This window comes from Dickeya aquatica (genome assembly GCF_900095885.1).
GTDB classification, from domain to species: Bacteria; Pseudomonadota; Gammaproteobacteria; order Enterobacterales; family Enterobacteriaceae; genus Dickeya; species Dickeya aquatica.
Map to the genome: position 1 here is coordinate 2,578,080 of NZ_LT615367.1, position 21,186 is coordinate 2,599,265.

Genomic DNA, 21,186 nt, shown 5'->3' on the forward strand with positions numbered 1-21,186 from the left:
ATAAAAAACATTTTCCGGCAACATCAACTAAAATGCGCGCCGGTACTATCACGCTACTGTCCGCGCTCAAGAATGATAATCGATGCCAAACATGCCACCCGCTTCCCCGGCACGATGCCTGATATTGCCAGAGAAGCGGAACATGAGGGAAAACTCAGAGGCTGGGCGTCATTGTCAGTACCACCACCCCACACGGCGTAACCTCATCCACACCGCATTGAAACTGTAACCCCCCGCCATCAACCTGCATTCTGCGCCCCGGCAGCAACGCGACGTCATAGATATCGTTTTTACCATCAATATCCAGTAGCCAGCGACCATTACTGATGCTGGTCACATCAGTATCGACCAGCCAGCACGCTGCACTGCCTTCCACCAGTTGTGGTGTATGCACGCCTTGCGGAATAAACTGCGCGTCCACTTTCCACTCACCTGCTGACTGTAGCTTGCCGGTTTTAAGCACATAACGCGGAATTAACCGGATGGCGTCATCATCTGGCGCTGATGGCGCTGATTCATGCTGGCGGGGAGTGCCTTTACCGGTTGCCAGCCAGGCCAGCGATACCCCGGTATCCAGCGCACAAGTGACCACCACATCACCGGGAAAAAAGTCGCGCCGGATCCAGGTGCTGATGGTTCCTGGGGCTATCCCCAACAGGTCGCCCAGCTCTTTTTGTGTGCTAAAGCCATACGCATCAAGCATACGGCGTAACACCGCTTTACCCCCGGAAGACAAAATTTGCTCATACAACGCTTTGCCTTGCAGCGGCGTTTTAGGTGGCGAGACATTCGCATTTGCGAATTCACCTGTCATTAACCACCCCGCATCAGCACCGGTGTCAAGGGCACATTTTAAAACAATATTACCCGGTACACTCCCTCGCTGAACCCAATTACTGATGGTATTGGTCGGTATATCGGTTACTTCGCTCAGTTCCTTCTGAGTTTTAACTCCATAGCTTGACATGATCCGCTCAAGTACGGAGGCCGCTGACACGGCACTACTATTTGTATTCAAAAACACCTCACGAGTATTTACATATACACGTTACGTGTTTTATAGTGTCTACACAGCACATGTAACACCATAGAACACCTTGGCCTGGGGAGATATTGCTTTATGTCTGATGAGATTTCAATTCCATCACTCATTTCTGAGGATAATCCTACGCCTGCACCGCAGGCCGCCCTGGCAAACATCGTACAGTCTGCGGGAGTACAGCCGCATTATGCTATACCCGGCACTCACGCTAATGCTTTCTCCGGCTTGCAAGAGAAAGCGCATCAACACGTTGCTGCCAGCCTAAAAACCGGTATATCCGACAACAACGTACCACACAAAAAGAGACGCGGTATGTTAATACGTACGCAAACGTCAAATTATTTTGCAAATGCAAAAAAAAGTTTCAGCGATTCTTCGTTATGCCACACCAAACTATCGGACAATGCTCATCGCGGTCTGCTTATCGGGCATCACCGTGGCACACAGATGGCGTATGGTGAAACACAAACATTGATTTCGAAAATTCGAATTTCACAATACGTAAAACCGCAGCCACACAACCGTTCTGTGGTAAAGATGAGTCAGCCCCGATGAAAATCCATTATGCCTTTACCACCGATCACTTGCTGGCTTTACCGCCACATTTGCGAGCGCTGATCGGAAAACACTTTGCGGATTCACGCTGGGCGCAGACTCGGGGTTTTTATCAGCAGTTATCGGAGCGTTACCGGCGCACACTGTGTTTTCATGCCGCCTTGCACCAGCGCTGGTGTACTTATCAGCTTGATGAAATGGATGAGATGGCGCGCGAGCGTCTGGTCAACGCCATGAACGAGCTTCGCCATGCGTTCTGCTCGGATGAAAAGCCAGCGTCACTGTTTGCATCAGTACGCGCACTTCGCCTGAGCGAGCGCCGCACGCTGTTCTTCCATGCTGGCCTCAGCACACGGGAGTTTGACCAACCGCTCAGGCGGCTTGAGGAACAGGACTGCCTTTGGTCAGGCCCGCTGGTCAGAGCCCTGGATGAGTTAAACGGCTTGTTTGCCGATGCGCCTGACGTGCTGACCAGCGTCCGGCCTGAACACTACTTATCCCTATAACCCGCAGGCGGTATCACGCCGTACGCGGTGGATAGCGAGGCCTCTGCGCGCACGTTACCGGCAATGGGGCAGTGACCGCACATTTTTGATTCACATAACGCGTGCAACAGGCGGCCATCAGGCTGCCGGGATACTCGCACCTCCGACACAGGAAAATGTATGAAAAACAACCTTAACCACACATTGTTAATCCGTGACACCGAGCAGGCACTGGCCTGCCGCTACAGCGAACATCTGGAGCGTCTGGCGCAGCACGCCGGGCAGGAAAATCTGTCTGCCGACGAGCTGGTCGCCTTGTTAGAACAAGAAGCAGAAAAAATCCGCCACCACCTGTGGGAGACGCACTGATGGCCGACAGCATGGATATCTCTCAGGAACAGCAGGCGCTATTGCTGGATGCACAAATTGCCAAGGCGCGCAAAACCGTGTCTGTCACCACCGCCCATGTCTGTGAGGATTGTGATGCACCGATTCCAGAAGCCCGTCGTCAGGCCATCCCCGGCGTGGTTTGTTGCGTCACCTGTCAGGAAATTCGCGAACATCAGCAACGTCACTATCGTCCGGCATTGTGACAGACCGGCTGCGCCGGGCCATAGCCGACCTGGCGCAGCGGTATTTACCTTTTTCCATGCGTGATGCGTTTTTTGTTTAACCACGGCGGTGCTCAGTTAATGACTTTAGTTACCCACTCACACGCTTTCATTCCCCACGCTGCGGCAAACCATGACACACTCGCTTTTGGCAAATAACATGCAATCCCACTTCAATGCCGGCAAGTCAGACCGCCAAAACGCTCGCGAAGAACCACACTGGGCCTACGACTGGAATGTGCCACGTCCGGCGATTGCCGCAGAGTCCGTGCAGGTGTCAGCACCGATGCTGCAACAAGGGCAAGCGGTGTTGTATCGACTGGCGCAATTACCACGCTTTCTGGCCCAACATTTTCGTCGCCGATTTGACTATCTCCGGCAACAGCGCGGCCTGTATGCCGCCTTTCACTACCTGCTGGCAGTCGTGGCACGACGCTTATTACCGCGCATTGAAACCGTTATCGCCCAACACCAACTGAATACGGCACGTTGCCCGGCATGGCTTGGCGAAAGTGAAGACTATAACCAGTTGCCCGAGATGCCAGACAAACGGCTGACCCGTTTTGCTGCAAGAATTGCCGCACACATGCTTGATGCCTATAACGCCCGTTGCGACGCGCACCCGCTGGCCGGTCAGGCGACATTACTGCGTGAGGATATCCAGTCACAACTCTACAGCCAACTGGCCACACAGGCACACGCCTTACACGTCACGCCACTGCACTGGCAGAGGCTGCACAGCCGCACGCTAACGCTCCAGCAGGCTTTTGCGGGCCTCGTCAGGCTGGTTAACGCAAAGTGGTGGGAGCGCCAGCTAAAAATTCAGCGCAGCCGCTGGCGTGAAGCGTTGTGGATAGCCAGTGGCGAGGTCAGCCGGGCGGCGACGCCATGCCTGAGCCGTCAGGCGATGCTGGAAATTCATGCTCGTCGCCTGGCCACACAAGATTTTCTGCAAAGCCGTGAGCTGGAAAATGTACGCAGTGGTGAACGCCTTGACTTGCATGATACCGTTATGGCGAGCATTGCCAACCCGGCGATTCGGCGGATGGAATTAATGACCATGCTGGCGGGTATCGAGCACTACGCTATCCAGCACCATCATATCGGTATGCTGATAACGATCACCGCGCCCGGCCACTTCCACCCGACACGCATCCACGGTGAACGGCAGGTATTGCCGAATCCCCGCTGGTTACCTGACTGCCCTACCCCAAAATGGGCCCAACACTACCTGGTCAGGCAGTGGGGGAAAATGCGTACCGCCTTTAAAGACAACGCCCTACAGGTTTACGGGCTACGCGTGGTGGAGCCGCATCACGATGGTACGCCGCACTGGCACCTGATGCTTTACTGCGAGCGGGCACAGCGGCAATCGGTTATCGATATCGTGCGGCGTTACAGCCAGGGGAAGAATGCTCTCGCACCACACGCCAGCCGCCAGTTCGACTGCAAGCATATCAATCGCGGCGGCGCAACGGCTTACATCGCAAAATATATCGCCAAGAATATTGACGGCTACGCGCTGGATGGCGAAAAGGATAATGAAACCGGTAAACCACTGCGTGAAATGGCTGCCAGCGCCTGCGCCTGGGCTTCGCTCTGGCGTATCCCTCAGTTCCATTTTATTGGCCTGCCGGGGATTGGCGTTTATCGCGAATGCCGACGCATTCGCAGCCGCTCCATCAAAGAGGAGTTAGGTGAGCATGCTGAAGCCGTGAGGCTGGCCGCCGACCAGGGTGACTTTGCCGGTTACATTGAGGCACAGGGCGGAGCCAACGTTTCCCGAAAACAGCAATCAGTACGGATTGCCCGGGCAACCAGCGATCGCCTGAATGCTTATGATGAACCACAGGTACGCACTGTTGGCATTCGCTCTGCCAAGGCAGGCAGCGAGCGGCTTTTCACCACCCGGCCGGACGAATGGCGCATTGTGGCGAAAAAGGCTGATAGCCAACCGACATTACCGTCACACACCGCTCGCCCTTGGAGTTCTGTCAATAACTGTGGAAACACACCGGAACCTGTGTGTGCATTTAGCGATACGCCTCGTCATCCTTCAGCCCGCTTAACCTATTCTCAGCGCGATTATCTGGCCTCGTTGCGCCCGCGCCTGAGCCGTGATGGCATTGAAACATCGCGCGTTGAACGCGAGGCGCTGGCACGGGGGGCTCAGGTAAAAATTAATGGTCAACTGCTTGATGAATTTAGGAATAAAGCTATATCCGCTTTTGATGAAAAGCGCATGATAGCGTCACAGGTTCTGCACTTATGGGTTGACGAAGACTACTGAATAAAATACTGTATATAAATACAGTCTCACAATGGAAGAGGTACCGTGGAACAGACTGAAAACAGAGACCTGACCTTGTCAAGGATTAGATTAATTGCTGATATGTCTTTGATATCACAATGCAACCCTGATGAAATGAAGATAGCCATGTCGTTAATCGCCGACTTGTCTCACGGTGAACTGACCACAGAGGATTACTTTCAATTTCTGACGCTCAGCGGTGATGGACAACGGCTAAAAGCATGGTTCGAACAACATTTGTTGTGAGGAATTATGATGAGTGATGATCCAAAGGAAACGTTTTGGCCCCTGGCGCAACACGCCGGGCGAATGAATGGATATTCTCTGTGGCGACAGTGCCAGACAAATACACAGCAGCAAATTTTTTATACACTAACAGACTATACCTTAAATAATTTGTGTTGCAGGAAAGCGACCTTAGCGCTAATACCCAGGCACTGATATCTATCAGTCACCAAACGTAAATCGCGCAACCCACACCAGTGCAACCAGGTATACAGAATAAAGGTTAAGAATACCCAGCAGGATATGTATACATTGATGTAAAGACCATGCCTGACCCAGTGCGAACCTGTTTTAAAATGATTTTTACACAGCAACGGCAACACGGAATTAAGGATATCTGCCCATGTAAAATGGATTTCTGTCCGCCTATTTCTGCACGTTAAAATTAACGACAGGATAAATAAAAATCGGTAGCACCGTTACAGGATTGCCGGGAATAACAGACGATAATTTCGTTGCATGACTTTCACCAACGGAAATGTTGTCTCCCGACAATCCTGCGCTTATTTCCCGCCTTTTTTCTCATTGCCCATTTCCCGTGTTATCTCCCCTTTCCGCTGGAAAGCGGCATATCGTGTTGTGCCATCCGTCAGCCACCTGTCCATTATTGTCGAGCCCTTCAATACGCCGCAGGATGATAAAACCCGGCCCGCTGTTTTTCGGCTGTGAATATTCCGCCTGACTCTGGTCTGGCTATTTTTATCATCATGCTGATACCCGCAATCCGACGGATAACCGAAACCGCCTCACTGGTTATCCGTCGGTGACGGGTAGCGCTGTTTATAAGGGTTCTGTATGAAAGTTTACGCCCATCAGGACGACACCCTCGATGCGCTGTGCTACCGCTATTACGGTCAAACACGCGAGGTAGTCGAAACGGTGCTGCAATCCAATCCCGGCCTGGCTGACTTCGGCCCGGTATTGCCTCATGGCACCGCCGTTATCCTGCCGGATATCACGGTGTCCGACACACAGGAAAGTATCAACATCTGGGAATAGCGACAGTCGGCCTGACCATGACACACCAGGCTTGTGCCGCTTTTTATTACACCGGGAACCACAATATGCAAAAACCGCAAAGTCTTAAACTCGCGCTGACAACAGCATTGCCTGCGTTAAGCTCGCAGTTTCAATTCCGTATTCAGGATGGCGAAATTGCCGCGTTACAGGAACCTTCACTGTCATTCGAGTACCGTTACCAGCTACTGCTGACGCTGAGCAACTTTACTGACAATCCCGATACCTTGTTTGTCACCGTGCTGTTATGGGTGCGCCAGAACCAGCCCGAATTGTTAACGCGTGACAGTATTCGCCAGCAAGGTATCAGTTTCACTATCGACCACAACCCGGACGGTTCTTCCTCCTTGTCAGTGCGACTGAAATTGACCGAACGTCATCGTGTACGGGAAGAAAACCAGACACTGCGTGTTAACTACGAGCCAGAACCGCAACCACCAGAACCGGTAACACGGCCAACCTCGTTGTACATCGGCGGCGAACTCGTCAGCCAGTGGCGCAGCAACTAAGCCCACACCGGCTTCATCTTACCGTTGTCAGTTGCGATGCAAGGCAGCCGTATGCTGACGCTAACAACGACATGACCTATCGACCACCCGGCATTCCACCCCGGAGCACGCGGCCAAGGGTTGTCCCCGGCGCTGCACAACACCGGAATATTGTTTGCCCCTGTGGGAAAACGCATGCTTCTAACCATGAATACATACGAATATCTCTCCGAAATCCAGCGCGCACTGCGCAACCTGATCCGTATTGGCGTTATCACTGATGTCGATACCCAACAGGCGCGTTGCCGCGTGCAAACCGGTGGCATCGTCACCGGATGGCTCCACTGGCTGTCTCGTCGTGCGGGAAGTTCCCGTGAATGGTGGGCACCGTCGGTGGGTGAACAGGTACTCATCCTTTCGATTGGAGGTGAACTGAATAGCGCATTCGTCTTACCGGGTATTTACAGCGAGCAGCACCCCGCGCCATCAACATCCGCAGACGCCTGCCACATCCACTTTCCTGACGGCGCAGTGCTGGAATATGAACCCGCCACCAGCGCGCTGACCGTGACAGGCATCAAAACCGCCACCGTGGTGGCATCCGAATCGGTCTCGGTTACCACCCGTAATGTCACCATCAAGGCCAGCGAACGTATTCGGCTCGATACACCAGAAGTGGTCTGTACCGGCAAGCTGATTGTGCAGCAAGGTGGCAGCATCACCGGCAGCGTGACCCACTCCGGCGGAAGTTTCAGCTCGAACGGCGTGGTGGTACATACCCATCAGCACAGTGGTGTGAAAGGTGGTGGCGATACAACAGGAGGGCCGCTATGACGCGTGCGTCTTACAGCGGTATGAACCGCAATACCGGTATGCAATTAAGCGAAGTGGAAAATTTGCGCCAGAGCGTGCGTGACATCCTGATAACCCCACAGGGCAGCCGGGTGATGCGCCGCGATTACGGCTCATTGCTTTCCACACTCATCGACCAGCCACAAACGCCGGCGCTGAAATTACAGGTTCAGGCCGCCTGCTATGTGGCACTGCTGAAATGGGAACCCCGGCTGACGCTGACGTCAATTGCCATGGAGAGCCATTATGACGGCCAGCTGATTGTGGATATTTCCGGCTACCTGTCTGACAGCGGCAGCCCACTTTCATTAACTATTCCCGTGAGTTGAGATCATGCCTATTATCGATTTAAGTCAATTACCCGCCCCCAGCGTGGTCGAAACGCTGGATTATGAAACCCTGCTGGCAACCCGAAAGGAAACGTTGCTCTCTCTTTATAGCGCCGATGAGCGAGAGGCCATCGCCCGGGCCCTGACGCTGGAGTCAGAGCCACTGGTCAAGCTGTTGCAGGAAAATGCCTATCGGGAGCTGTTATTGCGCCAGCGCATTAACGAAGCGGCCAAGGCCGGAATGCTGGCGTTCGCCCTGGGCAACGATCTTGACCAGTTGGGCGCTAACGTTAACGTCACACGTTTGGTTATTACACCGGCAGATACCAGCACCTTACCGCCAACCGCTGCGGTGCTGGAATCGGACACCGATTTCCGTTTGCGCATCCAGCAAGCCTATGAAGGCTTCAGTGTCGCAGGATCTATCGGTGCCTATCAGTTTCATGGGCGCAGCGCCAGCGGGCAGGTTGCTGATATTTCAGTCATCAGCCCGGGCCCGGCTCAGGTGCTGGTTTCGGTGTTATCAAGAGAAAAAGACGGTACTGCCAGTGATGCGCTGATTGCGACCGTCAACACGGCACTGAACGCCGAGGACGTACGCCCGGTCGCTGACCGGGTTACGGTCAAATCCGCAGTGATAGTGCCTTATGATATCAGTGCCACGCTCTATCTCTACCCAGGGCCGGAAGCTGAACCTATCCGTGCGGCGGCCGAGAAAAAACTCCAGACCTACGTCAGCAGTCAGCATCGCTTAGGCCGCGATATTCGCCGTTCAGCGATTTACGCCGCCTTGCATGTTGAAGGGGTACAGCGTGTCGAACTGACCCGGCCGGCGGCAGATATCGTTCTGGACAATACCCAGGCCTCATACTGCACCGGTTATGCCTTGACGCTGGGGGAACGGATGAGTAAAAGCCCCTTATTACCACCGGGCTCCTCGTCGCTGGAACATAACGTTGCCGTCACCGGAGCCAGTCTGGAGCAACTCCCGCTCCCGCTACGACAGCTCTGGAACCCAGACAACTGCCCGGTCGAACTGTTACCGTATCTGGCCTGGACAGTCTCCGTTGACCGCTGGGACGAGAGCTGGTCTGAGGCCATCAAGCGAAAAGTCATCAAAGATGCTTTTTTCATTCATCGCCACAAAGGCACTATCGGAGCACTTCGTCGGGTTGTCGAACCGTTGGGCTACCTGATTCGCATCAAAGAGTGGTGGCAAACGGGTGATGCGCCGGGCACCTTCAGGCTGGACATCGGTATTCAGGAGTCGGGTATCACCGAGGCGTCATTTCAGGAGCTTGAGCGCCTGATTGCGGATGCCAAGCCAGTCAGCCGCCAGCTACTGGGGCTGAACATCAATCTCGATACCACCGGCAGCGTTTCGCTCGGTGCCGGCTCTTACAGCGGCGATGAACTCACCATCTACCCCTATTTCCCTGAAACTATTAATGTTTCTGGCGACACCTTCACGGGGGGAGCGGTACACCTTATCGATGACTTATATGTCAGCGGGGGGTAACGCCATGTATGCCGACAAGCCAGCGCCGCTGGCTTTTTTTACGCATAAAACCCGCCTGTTGTCCTGAATCTGTATAAACGTCGAACAGATGCGGACTGATTATCCCCCACGCATACTGACAAAACCCAACCACAGCCGGTTCACCGTGCGGCCAATATCGGTCATGAACCCGGCTTCCTGATGCTGCCTGACAGCATCCTATCTTGTTAACCATATGAGTAATCTGCATGAGTACAAAATACTTTGCTTTACTGACTAACACCGGCGCGGCAAAGCTGGCGAATGCCACCGCGCTAGGTGGCCATCTGACGATTACGCAGATGGCCATCGGTGATGGAGGTGGCAGCCTGCCAACGCCATCACCCAGCCAGACCAGTCTGGTCAATGAAAAACGCCGTGCTCCGCTCAATGCCTTGAGTATCGACCCCAAAAATACTAACCAAATCATCGCTGAGCAGGTTATCCCTGAAAACGAGGGCGGCTGGTGGATTCGGGAAATTGGTCTGTATGACAGCGATGGCGATATGGTGGCGGTGGCAAACTGTGCGGAAACGTACAAACCGCAAATGCAGGAAGGCTCCGGCCGGGTGCAAACCGTTCGTATGATTTTGATAGTCAACAATGCCGATACCGTCACGCTAAAAATTGACCCCGCGGTGGTGCTGGCAACGCGTAAATATGTTGATGATAAAACTATCGAGGTCAAAGCCTATACCGACAGCAAACTCACCGATCACCTTGCAGCGACCAACCCTCACCCACAGTATGCGCCACTGCTTAGCCCCGCACTGACCGGCACGCCTACTGCGCCAACCGCCGATAAAAGCAGTAACTCAACCCAGTTGGCCACAACCGCGTTTGTCAAAAATACCGCGCTGACTAAAGAGCAAAACGGTGCGGATATCGTCGATAAAACCGCATTTCTCGCAAACCTGGGTTTAAGCGACAAGTTCGCCGGGCGCTATTTACAGACCATTAAATACACCGCTTCCGGCCAATATACCTCGAGTCCAGGCACGCAAAAAATCATTGTCGAAATGGTCGGAGGGGAGCGAGCGGTGCCAGTGCGCCAACGGTTAATGCCGACACCTATACCGCCTCAGGCGGCGGTGGCGGTGGCGGTGGCTATCTGAAATTTTTAGTTGATCTTAAACAAATCACCCTCAAAAACACTACGATCACTATTGGCGCTGGCGGCGCATCCGTTACAGGATCAAATGGTAATGCAGGTGGGATCTCTTGGTTTGGTAAGCAAGCTGCTACAGGTGGAGCCACAGGTAACATTTGTTATTTGTCACAGCAGTTCTATGCAGTTAATGGCCCAAGTACCGTATCTTTTCCGGGTAATCCAGGTAGAGGCATTTTTGCACCCGAAACAGGGTATGTACTAATTACGGCAAAAAATGGACATTATGGTGGCTGGGGGTATCTGGGGCCGTCTGGTCAATTAGGTGGATATGGCGGTGCCAGTCACTTCTCGGGAAATGGCATGATGACCGGTAATGCAGATTCTGGAAGTAATGGTGCAATCGCGGGGCCAGGAGCTGGTGGCGGCGGAACATGCAGCGCACCCGGCGGTACAGTTAATACATCAGCCAAACCCTCAGGTGCTGGTGCTGATGGCATTGTTATTATTCATGAGTATTCATAATGATCAAAAAATACGCCCTGATAAAAAATGGCAGCTACTATGTGGAAAATACCCTTGTTGCCGATGAAAATTTTACGATACAAGGTTATTATCTGATTGAAATCAGCGAGGAAAACCCGGCACAGCCTGGCGCATATTACAATCCAACTGATGGCAAATTTTACGGTGATGCGGCTTACACCACGGATTACCGAACCCCACCATTCCCATTGAACGGCTTTGCACAATAGCGTTCTCTTTTCGGGACTCTGATTCTGTCAGAACAACAGTCTGGAGTTGACCTTCAGGCTGTTTTTTCTCTCTCGTCATGCCTGCCACGGGTTTCGCCTTCTCACCGGATATCCCCCTCTCTGTTGCATTGGCCCCATGCCGGTGAAACATCTTTCGCTATAATTATTTAGCCAAAGTATTTCCCCATCGGAAATAATTGTTTACAGTGTAAGCCATTTTGAACATTGATGGCTTGATGGGAGTAACAGCGTGGCAGGTGATAGCGCAATTGATGTACGCCAGTTGATTAATCTGCGCCCGGTCGGGGCTTACCAGAAACTGATTATTTTTCTTTGCTTTTGTATTATTGCGCTGGATGGCATGGACATTGCCATTATGGGGTTTATCGCCCCGTCGCTTAAAGCGGCCTGGGGATCGGGTAATGCAGAGCTGGCGGTGGTTATCAGTGCCGCGCTCATTGGCCTGGCTATCGGTGCCATGGTTTCCGGGCCACTGGCGGACTGGCGCGGGCGCAAAATGATTATTATCGCCAGCGTGCTGTTGTTCGGTCTGTGGACTCTACTGGCTGCATTTTCACAGAATGTGCACCACATGGTGATGTTTCGTTTTCTGACCGGTCTTGGGCTGGGTGCGGCGATGCCGAACGTCGGCACACTGGTATCCGAATTTGCACCGGAGAAAAAACGCTCTTTTATCATCACGGTCGTGTTTTGCGGCTTCAGCTTTGGCGCGGCAAGCGGCGGTTTTGCGGCTTCATGGATGATCCCAAACTGGGGCTGGCATTCCGTATTACTGATGGGGGGAATATTACCCTTACTGTTGTTGCCTTTTTTATGGGCCAGATTGCCGGAATCAGTACAATTTCTGGTCAGCAAACGCGCCTCTTCTGCCGAAATTCATGCGATTATCAACAAGGTCGCGCCGGGAGCCAGCCTGCCTGATAGTCAATTTGTGATGCCTGCCACGCGTAAAGAAGCCGCTTTTGCCATGCAACTGGTGCTGTCGCGTCCTTATCGTTTCGGCAGTTTTATGCTGTGGGCGGCTATTTTTGCGGGTTTATTTATGGTGTATCTGCTGGGAAGCTGGTTACCTACCGTTATCAAAGACGCAGGAATGAGTGTCACCCAGGCAACGATAATTACGGCATTGTATCAAGCCGGTGGCACGTTTGGCTCACTGTTTGCGGGCTGGCTGATGGATAAGGTGAACCCGCATTGGGCCCTGGGAATAATTTATGCCACAGGCGGTGTTGCCACCGCCATGATTGGCGTTACGCATGATTATTTCGTGTTACTGGCGCTGGTTGCGTTTAGCAGCGGCTTTTGCCTCAACGGCGCAAACACAGGCATGAATGCGTTATCCGCACGTTATTATCCAACATCTGCGCGGGCCACCGGGTCAGGTTGGATGCATGGCATCGGACGTATGGGCGCTATCATGAGTGCTTTTGTCGGGGCTCAGGTCGTCAGTATGGGCTGGGGGTTAACCACGCTGTTTGCCGTTCTGGCAATCCCTGCCTTGTTGACCGCGTTGATGATTTTAGCAAAAGGCCAGTTTGGCTATCACTCACGGCCTGTTACCGGGCTGGCTTGATACTGCCGCAACGGTATCGTATTCCTCTGCTGTTAAGTAAACGCCCGGCCAGGCCGGGCGCGTTGAGACAATCAACGATTAAGCATATCAGCGACATCGCCTGGCATGTCGTTCACGGTTTTCAAGCTTCGCCTGCTCCGATTTTCGCAGCGACACATAGCACGCGCCAGACCCGCCGTGAAACGGCTGTGCCGGGCAAAACGCCTGCACCGTGTCAAACTGTTGCAGCCAGCGGAACAAATAATTGCGCACCACGTTGTTATGCGCATTATCACGACTACTTTTACCATGAATAATCAAAAGATTACGTAAACTATCATGCTGCGCCTGTCGCATGAACGTAAATAACAATTGTCTGCAATCTGCAACCGGTTTTCGCAACAAATTGAGGCTGGCATCCAGCGTGTATTTTCCCTGGCGCAGTTTATCCACCACACCTTGCTGCACACCTTCTCGCTTGAACTCCAGCGGCGTATCACATGAAAACAGGTCGAGAAATCCGGTAATCAAAACATTGTCTGGCTCCGGCTCTGGCACACGATGCACCTGTGCGTTTGCAGTGGCGGGTTTAAGGTGCATAACGGTGACGGACGGTTTCAGCGGTTTGACATCACCCATCTCATTCATAAACAGGGCTTTTTCTTCTGGAAGCATCATGTCTCTCCTGCGTGGGGCAACCTGCCGCTACTATAACGAGGGCCACAAAAAATATCACCTCGCTTTCAGCCAATACCCATACACGATGGGGAGCGCTCATGGTGTATGGGGTGAGTAATATTGATAGGCTAATCGGTATGCCTTGTGACCTCAACTCACCTGAAGACTCAGGCAGCCTTTACGATGTAGCTAAAGGCGATGTTGCGGGGGCGAATGCTGATCCAATTCGGTTTGTCACTATTAAAGACCATATTGTTAGAGGTGCCAGAAACGCCATTATCGACAGATACCGTTGATGTTATATCCAAAGAATTGGGAGCATAACACTTGCTATTATTGGGAGAAAAACCTGTAGCCATACTGTCTGGCTCTGAAAATGGCATACCGATAGAAACGTTCGAGCCATGTATATCAGAGCCATTGTAATCCATCATTGCCGTACGCAAATGGGTCGCTTTTTGTGCGGATAATACACCCGCCCCGCATCCACACCGCGCCCATCATCCCAGCCACGAATAAATTCTCCTCGCAGGTCTGGCAGCACGCCAGCAGGATAGGCCCGTGCCAATTTCGGATAAAGGGTTTTATCAAACGCTTGACCATTACATTTCAACCAACCGGCGGCGGGGTTGCCTGTGGCCACGGTAACGGGATACCGGCCAAATCCCCTGTTTTTAATACATCGCTTAAACCCAGGTTTGCGAGAACACAAACAGAGAAATACAATCAGTTTTTTCAGGAGGTTAGAGAATGTTGATTGGTTATGCCAGGGTCTCCACCAGCGATCAAAATACTGAATTACAGAAAAATGCATTAATCAGCGCAAAATGTGAGCTGATTTTTGAAGACCAGGCCAGCGGCAAACACGCGCGTCGGCCCGGCCTTAAACGGGCAATGCGCAAACTCAAACCCGGAGATACATTTATCGTCTGGAAGCTCGACCGGCTCGGGCGCAGCGTGCGTGATTTGATAACCATGGTGTCGGACTTGCAAGCCAGAGGCATTCATTTTCGCAGCCTCACAGATGCCATTGATACCTCAACACCCGCCGGGCGCTTCTTTTTCCATGTGATGAGTGCGCTGGCAGAAATGGAACGTGAGCTGATTGTCGAGCGCACCCGTGCCGGGCTGGCCGCAGCCAGGGCAGCAGGCCGTATTGGCGGCAGGCGGCGTATTATGACGCCTGAAACCCTTGAACGGGCCAAAATGCTGCTGGATAACGGTGCCACTCGCTGGCAAATCGCTAATATTATTGGTGTATCAGAAAAAACCATTTATAAATATTTTCCGGTGGGGAATATTTAGACGGAAATTATATTTCCGGCTAAAATATCACCTTTATTTGGATATTAAAAATAACGTCACTCCTGCCTGATACAACAACCTTATAATGAGTTATAGGTATTTTCACGAAAGAATAGCGAGGTAAAACACACCCATGTCGGGTTAATTAACCAAGAGAGAAAATATGAAAAAATACCACTCCCCTCGCTCGCTCAATTTAACCCTCGGTAAAGAGAGCCTGTATAAAGATAACCACATCCATATTGGCACCGTATCACTTGCCTGCTGCAAGTGTCAGGATGATAACGCGGTGACGCCAGCCCCGGTAACACCGGTTGAAAGCCTGAAAGATCTTATCGGTATGCCGCAACCCTGGCCGCTGGCAGACGCGCCGGAAGGCTGGCTGAAATGTAATGGCCAGGCCTTTGATACTGCAAAATATCCACAGCTGGCGAAACTCTACCCCACCGGAAAATTACCCGATTTACGCGGTGAGTTTATTCGTGGCTGGGATGACGCACGAAGTATAGATGCTGATCGTCAGCTCTTATCTGAACAAACGGATGCGATTCGTAATATCACAGGCAATCTGTATTACGGGGTGGATGCTGACGGCCCGCTCAATGAAAGCTATTTCAGCGGCGCACTGTATTACGACCTCAAGGCAATAGTAAAAGACACCAAAAATAACGGGTCATGGACTAACAGCAATGTAGCGAATGCATGGGCACCTGCCATTTTTGATGCCTCTCGCGTCGTTCCTACTGCTGCTGAAAACCGCCCGCGCAATGTCGCCTTTAGCTATATCGTCAAAGCAGGCTAATTATGACAATACCTAATGGCAATACCACCGAACTTAATGAACAGGGGCTGAGTACCCATGCCGGGTATTTTCAGGTCTACCACATTGACCCACAAACGCGCGAATATATCGGCAGCAGCCGTGAATACCTGATGGAGGGGGTCGGTATCCCGGCACACAGTTTTGCCGATGCACCGCCGGATGCCACGCCAGAGCAGGCTATCGTGCGCAGTCAGGATGGCCTGGGCTGGGACAGCGTGGTGGATTACCGTGGTCGCACAGCCTATGACAAACAAACGCGTCAGGCCACTCCCCTCACTCAACCGGGTGCATTAGCGGATAACCTGACACTGTTGGTGCCGCAAACCGAGTGTGATGTCTGGCAAGGTGAACAGTGGCAAACAGATACCAAGGCCATGCAGGCGCTACAGGTTAACGCCGCCAGCGCTCAACGCAGTGAGTACCTTGCCCGTGCGCAGCAGCAACTGGTCGTATTGCAGGATGCGGTTGATCTGAATATCGCCACCGAGCAAGAAACCGCTGCACTGAAAGCCTGGAAAACCTATCGGGTTCAGCTAAACCGGATTGATGTCTCAAACGCACCGGACATTGACTGGCCTGCCATGCCTGCCTGATAACCTCTGCGTTTCCCCCTCCTCCACGGATGCCGTTGCCTGATGCGCGGCATCCGTTTTTTTATTGTATTCCCCGCCTGTGATACCGAAAAAAACCACAACCCATTGTTTTATTTGAAAATAAAAAAAATAACTGTTCATGTCTGTTGTGCCATCGGATAGCAAACCCCATTCGCATGCCTTCTGTTTCGCAACAAGGCACTATGACTCGCACCCCACAACAGGAGACATTCTTGATGAGTGATTATCATCACGGTACGCAGGTCGTCGAAATCAACGACGGAACCCGCGTCATTTCAACAGTATCAACGGCGATCGTCGGTATGGTTTGCACCGCACCGGACGCAGACGCCACCACTTTTCCACTTAACACCCCTGTACTGATTACCGATGTACTGGCCGCCGTTGGTAAAGCAGGTAAAACCGGTACGCTGGCCGCTGCGCTGCAAGCTATCGGCGACCAAACCAAACCGGTAACGGTGGTTGTGCGCGTTGCCACCGGCGCGAACGAAGCTGAAACCGTGTCCAACATCATCGGCGGTGCCGATGCCAACGGAAAATATACCGGCCTGAAAGCGCTGCTGGATGCGCAGGCAGTCACGGGCGTGAAACCTCGGATTCTGGGCGTTCCCGGTCTGGACTCACTGCCAGTTGCGACCGCACTGGCCTCCATCTGCCAGTCACTGCGTGCATTTGGCTACGTCAGTGCGTATGGCTGTAAAACGCAGTCTGATGCCATCAAATACCGTGGCAACTTCAGCCAGCGTGAACTGATGGTGATTTGGCCTGATTTTATCGCCTGGGATACCGCGGCCAATGCCAGTAACACCGCATACGCGACCGCTCGTGCACTGGGCCTGCGTGCCAAAATCGACCAGGAAACCGGCTGGCACAAAACCCTGTCTAACGTCGGCGTGAACGGTGTCACCGGCATTTCTGCCAGCGTGTACTGGGATCTGCAAACCATCGGCAGCGACGCTGACTTGCTCAACGAAGCGGGCGTCACCACGCTGGTACGTAAAGACGGTTTCCGCTTCTGGGGCAACCGCACCTGCTCCAGCGATCCGCTGTTCTTGTTTGAAAACTACACCCGTACTGCCCAGGTACTGGCTGACACCATGGCCGAAGCCCACATGTGGGCGGTGGACAAACCGGTAAGCGCAACGCTTATCCGTGACATCGTTGAAGGCATTAAAGCCAAATTCCGCGAACTGAAATCCAACGGCTACATCATCGATGCAGACTGCTGGTTCGATGAAAACGCCAACGATAAAGACACGCTGAAGGCCGGCAAATTGTATATCGATTACGAATATACCCCGGTGCCGCCACTGGAAAACCTCACGCTGCGTCAGCGCATCACCGACAAGTATCTGGTGAACCTGGCCGCATCCGTTAAAAGCTAAGGAGCGACTGACTCATGGCACTGCCACGCAAACTTAAATACCTCAACCTGTTCAACGACGGTATGAGCTACATGGGCCAGGTGCACTCTGTCACCCTGCCGAAACTGACCCGCAAACTGGAAAACTACCGTGGCGGCGGTATGCATGGCGCCGCACCGGTAGACTTCGGTCTGGACGATGAAGCACTGATGCTGGAGTGGAGCATGGGCGGTCTGCCGGATACCACTTTCTGGAGCCAGTATGCCCTGCCGGGCGCTGATGCAGTTCCGTTGCGCTTTGCCGGTTCTTACCAGCGCGATGACACCGGTGATGTCACTGCCGTTGAAATCGTACTGCGTGGTCGTCACAAGTCTATCGACAGTGGCGAGTCCAAGCAGGGTGAAGAGACTGAAGTGAAAATTTCCACCCAGTGCACTTACTACAAACTGATTATTGATGGCGTCGAAATGATCGAAATCGACACCATTAACATGATTGAAAAAGTCAACGGCGTTGACCGTCTGGCACAGCACCGCCGTAATATCGGCCTGTAATCGGTCTAATCGATCTCACCCTTTTTGGCCAGCCAAGGCTGGCCTGTTTCCCCCTTAAACAGGAGTTTTTATTATGACGGCTGACGCAATTGTACAAGACAACGTGATAACCCTGAGCACCCCGGTTAAACGAGGTGAAACTCTGCTCGAAACTATTACTGTGATTAAGCCAACCGCTGGCACTTTGCGAGGCATCGGCCTGGCTGCGCTGGCAAATGCTGACGTTGAAGCATTGATAAAAGTGCTACCACGCATGACCTACCCTTCTCTTACCGAGGCCGATGTTGCTGCACTGGATCTGTCGGATCTACTGCTGTTCGCCGGTAAGGTGATCGGTTTTTTGGCTCCGAACTCGGCACGGTAACGTTGCCGAAGGGCCTCACCGTTGACGACCTGATGGCGGACATCGCCGTGGTTTTCCACTGGCCGCCATCAGAACTTTATCCCATGGGCCTGGCAGAGCTCGTTCGCTGGCGGGCCAAAGCATTAGAACGAAGTGGACAAACCAATGAGTAAACTCTCCAGTCTCAGTGGCCTGTTGGCGAAAGCCGCGCAAATGGGAAGTCAGCTATACCAGGCACAAAGTGGTGTGGACTCTACCCAGGAAGATGAGCGTACCGCCAGTCAGCGTATGGATGCGCTGGCTTCATTGATTGATGGCGCAACAAAACAAGCTGAGGACATATCAAACATTGCCGATCAGGCGAAAGAAACCGCAGATGCAGGCAAAAAAGTAGGCCGCCGTTATCAGGCCTTAAAACGTCTTCGCCGCATGAAAGCGGCCAAACAGAACAATCCGCCAAGTGACGAAACTGCACCAGATGATGCAACATCTGGCGAACCGGACACAGAAAAGCCCGTAGCAACCAAACGCAGTCCTACACAAAAGCTGCGTAAGACGCTCTCTCAAACCGCGAAATCGGGTGAGATGGTCAAGGATTTCGGCGAAAAAGGGGCTGAACTCTCCAAAAGCTTGAAGGATAAAGTGACTGAACTGGGGGAAATATTTGCTCCAGCCAAAGATACCCCACTCGCACCAGAGGCCAGCACTAAGGCATCGTTAACCCCTTCACCAGAGGCTAATACCCAGGTTAATGGAGTAACATCCGCTAACTCAACGAGTTATACCAACAGCACCAATACCAATACCAATACCAATACCAATACCAGCAATAGCGAATCTTCATCTTCACAGCTAGCGGAATCGCTCGCGAAGCCAATAACCCGTCAGCAAACGCCCCCTGCTGACGATGATGCATCTCCTGCTGAAAGAGTAACATCAGCCTCACCATTATCATCAAATGGAAGCGATACCATCAGTGTCCCTGCATTGCAGGCTCGTCTGGCTATTGCCCTGCTACGATCTGAACTTTCCTATCTCAGCAATACGGTGATGTCCGTGCTGGGTCACAACCAGACATCCGTTGAAGAGTTTCGTTCTTCAATATCCACCGTAGATCCCGCAGCAAAATCTGCTGCACTTGGGATCAATAAAACGCAGTCAATGCTCAATCTGTTGCGCGAGACACCGGCACAACAACCAGTGACGCCTTTAACAATCCCAAGCGAAGACAGCCTTCTCAACACACCTGATGCAATATTAAATCCTGCCACACAAAGCCAGAGTGAGGAAAACATATACATCAGCACGATATCAGCAAACACAGAGAACCAGAGCGGTGATCAAACAAACCTTCTTCAAGAGACACTGGCTAATTTGCTGACCCCCGTCATTACCGTTAACTGCATATGTTCACATGAACAAAGTACCGCTATCGCCGCCACCGGTATCAATGCTGCACCCACCGCTGCGCTCAATACAGGTAATACAGGTAATGCAGGTAATGCAGGTAATGCAGGTAATGCAGGTAATGCAGGTAATGCAGGTAATGCAGGTAATGCAGGTAATGCAGGTAATGCAGGTAATGCAGGTAATGCAGGTAATAATACCCCGGCACCACAAGTAGATAGCGTTCGTCAACTGAGTGATGCCGCACAACAATGCCAATCCAGCCTTGAGAATTGTGGTCAGTCGTCATCAGGTATTATCAATACGATAATCAGTGTGTTATCTGTGGGTGAAAGTGTTTTTGGTGTCATTGGTTCAATTGGCACCCTGGTCGGTACAGTATCAGAAGGGGTTGGTGGTATTATTGCAGCTTTCGAGTTCCTTTCTCCGATATTTATGGCAATTGGCAGTGCGATTACTGCTGCGCTATCAACACTTACCCTTCCCATTATTGGTATTATTGCATTAGTCGCGGCGGGCGCAGCTTTAATATATAAATACTGGGAACCAATTGGAAATTTCCTTTCCAGTGTATTCAATGGATTCATTCAATCATTAGGCCCTGTTGAGGAACTATTCGCTCGCGTCAAATCTATTTTTGATGGTTTACTGGGTATCGTAGGTAGTATCGTCTCTTATTTCAAAGAGATGATTGCGCCAATAAAAATGTCCCAAGAGGAACTAGAAAAATTGAGAAAGATAGGCGAATACGTTGGAAAATTCCTCGGTGAGGTATTAATGGCACCATTCAAGCTAGTCAACAAAATGCTAGATGGCGCAGAATGGTTGAAAAATACAGCAAAGAATACCTTTTCCGGTGGAAATGATAAAGATAAAAAAGAAGGGGAAAATGGCGCGAATGCAAATTCTGAGTTATCGAAACCTGATACAGAAACCATCGGTCAAAAATATACGCCAATCAAATCAGGGGATAATAAAAACTTCCAAGATAATAGCGTTATTAACAACAACGTTCAGATTCATGTGCCTGCGGGGAGCAATCCAGATCAAATTAAACAACACGTTGATGAATCTCTACAGAATCAGAGACAAAGCAAAACAGATTACAGCCAAAGCATGATGAGTGCTGAATTACTAGGATAAAGAGGAC

The 21,186-nt window shown here is 52.0% G+C and carries 26 protein-coding genes and 2 pseudogenes; 25 read left to right on the forward strand and 3 right to left on the reverse strand.

The window, feature by feature from the left end; genetic code table 11:
- Window positions 1–154 precede the first annotated feature (154 nt).
- Window positions 155–997, reverse strand: a complete 843-nt coding sequence (locus DAQ1742_RS11540) for a phage repressor protein CI (RefSeq protein ID WP_035341487.1) — start codon at window positions 995–997, stop codon at window positions 155–157.
- Window positions 998–1,120: 123 nt separating this feature from the next.
- Between DAQ1742_RS11540 and DAQ1742_RS11545 the strand changes: the two genes are divergently transcribed.
- From DAQ1742_RS11545 to DAQ1742_RS11610, 16 genes and pseudogenes are all read left to right on the forward strand, one after another.
- The gene (locus tag DAQ1742_RS11545; protein ID WP_035341485.1) at window positions 1,121–1,597 is read left to right on the forward strand and encodes a hypothetical protein; all 477 of its coding nucleotides are present in this window, start codon (window positions 1,121–1,123) and stop codon (window positions 1,595–1,597) included.
- Window positions 1,594–2,103: a hypothetical protein gene (locus DAQ1742_RS11550; RefSeq protein ID WP_035341483.1), complete on the forward strand. Its 510-nt coding sequence runs from the start codon at window positions 1,594–1,596 to the stop codon at window positions 2,101–2,103. Before DAQ1742_RS11545 ends, DAQ1742_RS11550 begins: the two co-directional genes overlap by 4 nt.
- A gap of 159 nt (window positions 2,104–2,262) precedes the next feature.
- Window positions 2,263–2,451 carry a DUF2732 family protein gene (locus tag DAQ1742_RS11555; protein ID WP_035341480.1) on the forward strand — a complete coding sequence of 63 codons (189 nt, stop codon included), beginning with the start codon at window positions 2,263–2,265 and terminating at the stop codon, window positions 2,449–2,451.
- The gene (locus DAQ1742_RS11560) at window positions 2,451–2,675 is read left to right on the forward strand and encodes a TraR/DksA family transcriptional regulator (RefSeq protein ID WP_035341477.1); all 225 of its coding nucleotides are present in this window, start codon (window positions 2,451–2,453) and stop codon (window positions 2,673–2,675) included. The genes DAQ1742_RS11555 and DAQ1742_RS11560 overlap by 1 nt, the downstream gene beginning before the upstream one ends.
- A 151-nt stretch (window positions 2,676–2,826) precedes the next feature.
- Window positions 2,827–4,983: a replication endonuclease gene (locus DAQ1742_RS11565; protein ID WP_408609407.1), complete on the forward strand. Its 2,157-nt coding sequence runs from the start codon at window positions 2,827–2,829 to the stop codon at window positions 4,981–4,983.
- Between the two features lie 45 nt (window positions 4,984–5,028).
- Complete coding sequence (locus tag DAQ1742_RS11570; RefSeq protein WP_035341474.1) at window positions 5,029–5,250, forward strand: hypothetical protein; 222 nt, start codon at window positions 5,029–5,031, stop codon at window positions 5,248–5,250.
- An 834-nt stretch (window positions 5,251–6,084) separates the two neighbouring features.
- Window positions 6,085–6,288: a tail protein X gene (locus DAQ1742_RS11575; RefSeq protein WP_035341472.1), complete on the forward strand. Its 204-nt coding sequence runs from the start codon at window positions 6,085–6,087 to the stop codon at window positions 6,286–6,288.
- Window positions 6,289–6,353: 65 nt separating this feature from the next.
- Window positions 6,354–6,815 carry a phage tail protein gene (locus DAQ1742_RS11580; protein ID WP_035341470.1) on the forward strand — a complete coding sequence of 154 codons (462 nt, stop codon included), beginning with the start codon at window positions 6,354–6,356 and terminating at the stop codon, window positions 6,813–6,815.
- Window positions 6,816–7,001: 186 nt separating this feature from the next.
- Window positions 7,002–7,628, forward strand: coding sequence for a phage baseplate assembly protein V (locus DAQ1742_RS11585; RefSeq protein WP_035345922.1), 627 nt, complete (start codon window positions 7,002–7,004; stop codon window positions 7,626–7,628).
- Window positions 7,625–7,975 (forward strand): GPW/gp25 family protein, encoded by a 351-nt coding sequence (locus DAQ1742_RS11590; RefSeq protein ID WP_035341468.1) that lies wholly within the window; start codon window positions 7,625–7,627, stop codon window positions 7,973–7,975. Before DAQ1742_RS11585 ends, DAQ1742_RS11590 begins: the two co-directional genes overlap by 4 nt.
- A 4-nt stretch (window positions 7,976–7,979) precedes the next feature.
- Window positions 7,980–8,887, forward strand: a pseudogene (locus tag DAQ1742_RS20575) (baseplate assembly protein).
- On the forward strand, window positions 8,880–9,494 hold the full coding sequence (locus tag DAQ1742_RS20580; RefSeq protein ID WP_067486889.1) for a phage tail protein I: 615 nt from the start codon (window positions 8,880–8,882) through the stop codon (window positions 9,492–9,494). Before DAQ1742_RS20575 ends, DAQ1742_RS20580 begins: the two are co-directional and overlap by 8 nt.
- A gap of 227 nt (window positions 9,495–9,721) precedes the next feature.
- A pseudogene (locus DAQ1742_RS20585) lies at window positions 9,722–10,441 on the forward strand (phage tail protein); the annotation flags it as partial.
- A 50-nt stretch (window positions 10,442–10,491) separates the two neighbouring features.
- Window positions 10,492–11,145, forward strand: a complete 654-nt coding sequence (locus DAQ1742_RS20960) for a glycine-rich domain-containing protein (protein WP_456298326.1) — start codon at window positions 10,492–10,494, stop codon at window positions 11,143–11,145.
- Window positions 11,145–11,375: a hypothetical protein gene (locus DAQ1742_RS11605; protein ID WP_067486886.1), complete on the forward strand. Its 231-nt coding sequence runs from the start codon at window positions 11,145–11,147 to the stop codon at window positions 11,373–11,375. The genes DAQ1742_RS20960 and DAQ1742_RS11605 overlap by 1 nt, the downstream gene beginning before the upstream one ends.
- 250 nt (window positions 11,376–11,625) lie before the next feature.
- Window positions 11,626–12,969 carry an MFS transporter gene (locus DAQ1742_RS11610; RefSeq protein ID WP_180706126.1) on the forward strand — a complete coding sequence of 448 codons (1,344 nt, stop codon included), beginning with the start codon at window positions 11,626–11,628 and terminating at the stop codon, window positions 12,967–12,969.
- Window positions 12,970–13,056: 87 nt separating this feature from the next.
- Here DAQ1742_RS11610 and smrA read toward each other — a convergent pair whose 3' ends face one another.
- Window positions 13,057–13,623 (reverse strand): DNA endonuclease SmrA, encoded by a 567-nt coding sequence (smrA, locus tag DAQ1742_RS11615; RefSeq protein WP_035345916.1) that lies wholly within the window; start codon window positions 13,621–13,623, stop codon window positions 13,057–13,059.
- Between the two features lie 113 nt (window positions 13,624–13,736).
- Between smrA and DAQ1742_RS20595 the strand changes: the two genes are divergently transcribed.
- Window positions 13,737–13,922, forward strand: coding sequence for a hypothetical protein (locus DAQ1742_RS20595; protein WP_232046462.1), 186 nt, complete (start codon window positions 13,737–13,739; stop codon window positions 13,920–13,922).
- Between the two features lie 134 nt (window positions 13,923–14,056).
- Here DAQ1742_RS20595 and DAQ1742_RS20885 read toward each other — a convergent pair whose 3' ends face one another.
- Window positions 14,057–14,440 (reverse strand): phage tail protein, encoded by a 384-nt coding sequence (locus DAQ1742_RS20885; protein WP_408609408.1) that lies wholly within the window; start codon window positions 14,438–14,440, stop codon window positions 14,057–14,059.
- On the opposite strand from DAQ1742_RS20885, the gene DAQ1742_RS11625 reads away from it, so the two are divergent.
- The 8 genes from DAQ1742_RS11625 to DAQ1742_RS11660 all read left to right on the forward strand — a co-directional run bounded on the left by DAQ1742_RS11625 (window position 14,377) and on the right by DAQ1742_RS11660 (window position 21,179).
- Window positions 14,377–14,931 (forward strand): recombinase family protein, encoded by a 555-nt coding sequence (locus DAQ1742_RS11625; protein ID WP_035341460.1) that lies wholly within the window; start codon window positions 14,377–14,379, stop codon window positions 14,929–14,931. The two genes, DAQ1742_RS20885 and DAQ1742_RS11625, sit on opposite strands and share 64 nt — an antisense overlap.
- Window positions 14,932–15,094: 163 nt before the next feature.
- Window positions 15,095–15,733 carry a phage tail protein gene (locus DAQ1742_RS11630; RefSeq protein WP_035341458.1) on the forward strand — a complete coding sequence of 213 codons (639 nt, stop codon included), beginning with the start codon at window positions 15,095–15,097 and terminating at the stop codon, window positions 15,731–15,733.
- Between the two features lie 2 nt (window positions 15,734–15,735).
- The gene (locus DAQ1742_RS11635; RefSeq protein ID WP_035341456.1) at window positions 15,736–16,347 is read left to right on the forward strand and encodes a tail fiber assembly protein; all 612 of its coding nucleotides are present in this window, start codon (window positions 15,736–15,738) and stop codon (window positions 16,345–16,347) included.
- 236 nt (window positions 16,348–16,583) lie between these two features.
- A complete protein-coding gene (locus DAQ1742_RS11640; RefSeq protein ID WP_035341454.1) occupies window positions 16,584–17,753 on the forward strand; it encodes a phage tail sheath protein in 1,170 nt (389 codons plus the stop codon).
- Window positions 17,754–17,767: 14 nt separating this feature from the next.
- A complete protein-coding gene (locus DAQ1742_RS11645; RefSeq protein WP_035341452.1) occupies window positions 17,768–18,286 on the forward strand; it encodes a phage major tail tube protein in 519 nt (172 codons plus the stop codon).
- Between the two features lie 73 nt (window positions 18,287–18,359).
- Window positions 18,360–18,650 carry a phage tail assembly protein gene (locus tag DAQ1742_RS11650; RefSeq protein ID WP_035341450.1) on the forward strand — a complete coding sequence of 97 codons (291 nt, stop codon included), beginning with the start codon at window positions 18,360–18,362 and terminating at the stop codon, window positions 18,648–18,650.
- Window positions 18,651–18,682: 32 nt separating this feature from the next.
- Window positions 18,683–18,802 (forward strand): GpE family phage tail protein, encoded by a 120-nt coding sequence (locus DAQ1742_RS11655; protein WP_071604122.1) that lies wholly within the window; start codon window positions 18,683–18,685, stop codon window positions 18,800–18,802.
- Window positions 18,795–21,179, forward strand: coding sequence for an MFS transporter (locus tag DAQ1742_RS11660; RefSeq protein WP_067486881.1), 2,385 nt, complete (start codon window positions 18,795–18,797; stop codon window positions 21,177–21,179). The genes DAQ1742_RS11655 and DAQ1742_RS11660 overlap by 8 nt, the downstream gene beginning before the upstream one ends.
- Window positions 21,180–21,186: the final 7 nt, after the last annotated feature.

Bases quoted from the DNA above. Each gene is read 5' to 3' on its own strand.
- DAQ1742_RS11545 (WP_035341485.1), top strand. From the start codon at position 1,121: ATGTCTGATGAGATTTCAATTCCATCACTCATTTCTGAGGATAATCCT.
- DAQ1742_RS11550 (WP_035341483.1), top strand. From the start codon at position 1,594: ATGAAAATCCATTATGCCTTTACCACCGATCACTTGCTGGCTTTACCG.
- DAQ1742_RS11555 (WP_035341480.1), top strand. From the start codon at position 2,263: ATGAAAAACAACCTTAACCACACATTGTTAATCCGTGACACCGAGCAG.
- DAQ1742_RS11560 (WP_035341477.1), top strand. From the start codon at position 2,451: ATGGCCGACAGCATGGATATCTCTCAGGAACAGCAGGCGCTATTGCTG.
- DAQ1742_RS11565 (WP_408609407.1), top strand. From the start codon at position 2,827: ATGACACACTCGCTTTTGGCAAATAACATGCAATCCCACTTCAATGCC.
- DAQ1742_RS11575 (WP_035341472.1), top strand. From the start codon at position 6,085: ATGAAAGTTTACGCCCATCAGGACGACACCCTCGATGCGCTGTGCTAC.
- DAQ1742_RS11580 (WP_035341470.1), top strand. From the start codon at position 6,354: ATGCAAAAACCGCAAAGTCTTAAACTCGCGCTGACAACAGCATTGCCT.
- DAQ1742_RS11585 (WP_035345922.1), top strand. From the start codon at position 7,002: ATGAATACATACGAATATCTCTCCGAAATCCAGCGCGCACTGCGCAAC.
- DAQ1742_RS11590 (WP_035341468.1), top strand. From the start codon at position 7,625: ATGACGCGTGCGTCTTACAGCGGTATGAACCGCAATACCGGTATGCAA.
- DAQ1742_RS20580 (WP_067486889.1), top strand. From the start codon at position 8,880: ATGAGTAAAAGCCCCTTATTACCACCGGGCTCCTCGTCGCTGGAACAT.
- DAQ1742_RS11605 (WP_067486886.1), top strand. From the start codon at position 11,145: ATGATCAAAAAATACGCCCTGATAAAAAATGGCAGCTACTATGTGGAA.
- smrA (WP_035345916.1), bottom strand. From the start codon at position 13,623: ATGCTTCCAGAAGAAAAAGCCCTGTTTATGAATGAGATGGGTGATGTC.
- DAQ1742_RS11625 (WP_035341460.1), top strand. From the start codon at position 14,377: ATGTTGATTGGTTATGCCAGGGTCTCCACCAGCGATCAAAATACTGAA.
- DAQ1742_RS20885 (WP_408609408.1), bottom strand. From the start codon at position 14,440: ATGCATTTTTCTGTAATTCAGTATTTTGATCGCTGGTGGAGACCCTGG.
- DAQ1742_RS11630 (WP_035341458.1), top strand. From the start codon at position 15,095: ATGAAAAAATACCACTCCCCTCGCTCGCTCAATTTAACCCTCGGTAAA.
- DAQ1742_RS11635 (WP_035341456.1), top strand. From the start codon at position 15,736: ATGACAATACCTAATGGCAATACCACCGAACTTAATGAACAGGGGCTG.
- DAQ1742_RS11640 (WP_035341454.1), top strand. From the start codon at position 16,584: ATGAGTGATTATCATCACGGTACGCAGGTCGTCGAAATCAACGACGGA.
- DAQ1742_RS11645 (WP_035341452.1), top strand. From the start codon at position 17,768: ATGGCACTGCCACGCAAACTTAAATACCTCAACCTGTTCAACGACGGT.
- DAQ1742_RS11650 (WP_035341450.1), top strand. From the start codon at position 18,360: ATGACGGCTGACGCAATTGTACAAGACAACGTGATAACCCTGAGCACC.
- DAQ1742_RS11655 (WP_071604122.1), top strand. From the start codon at position 18,683: ATGGCGGACATCGCCGTGGTTTTCCACTGGCCGCCATCAGAACTTTAT.
- DAQ1742_RS11660 (WP_067486881.1), top strand. From the start codon at position 18,795: ATGAGTAAACTCTCCAGTCTCAGTGGCCTGTTGGCGAAAGCCGCGCAA.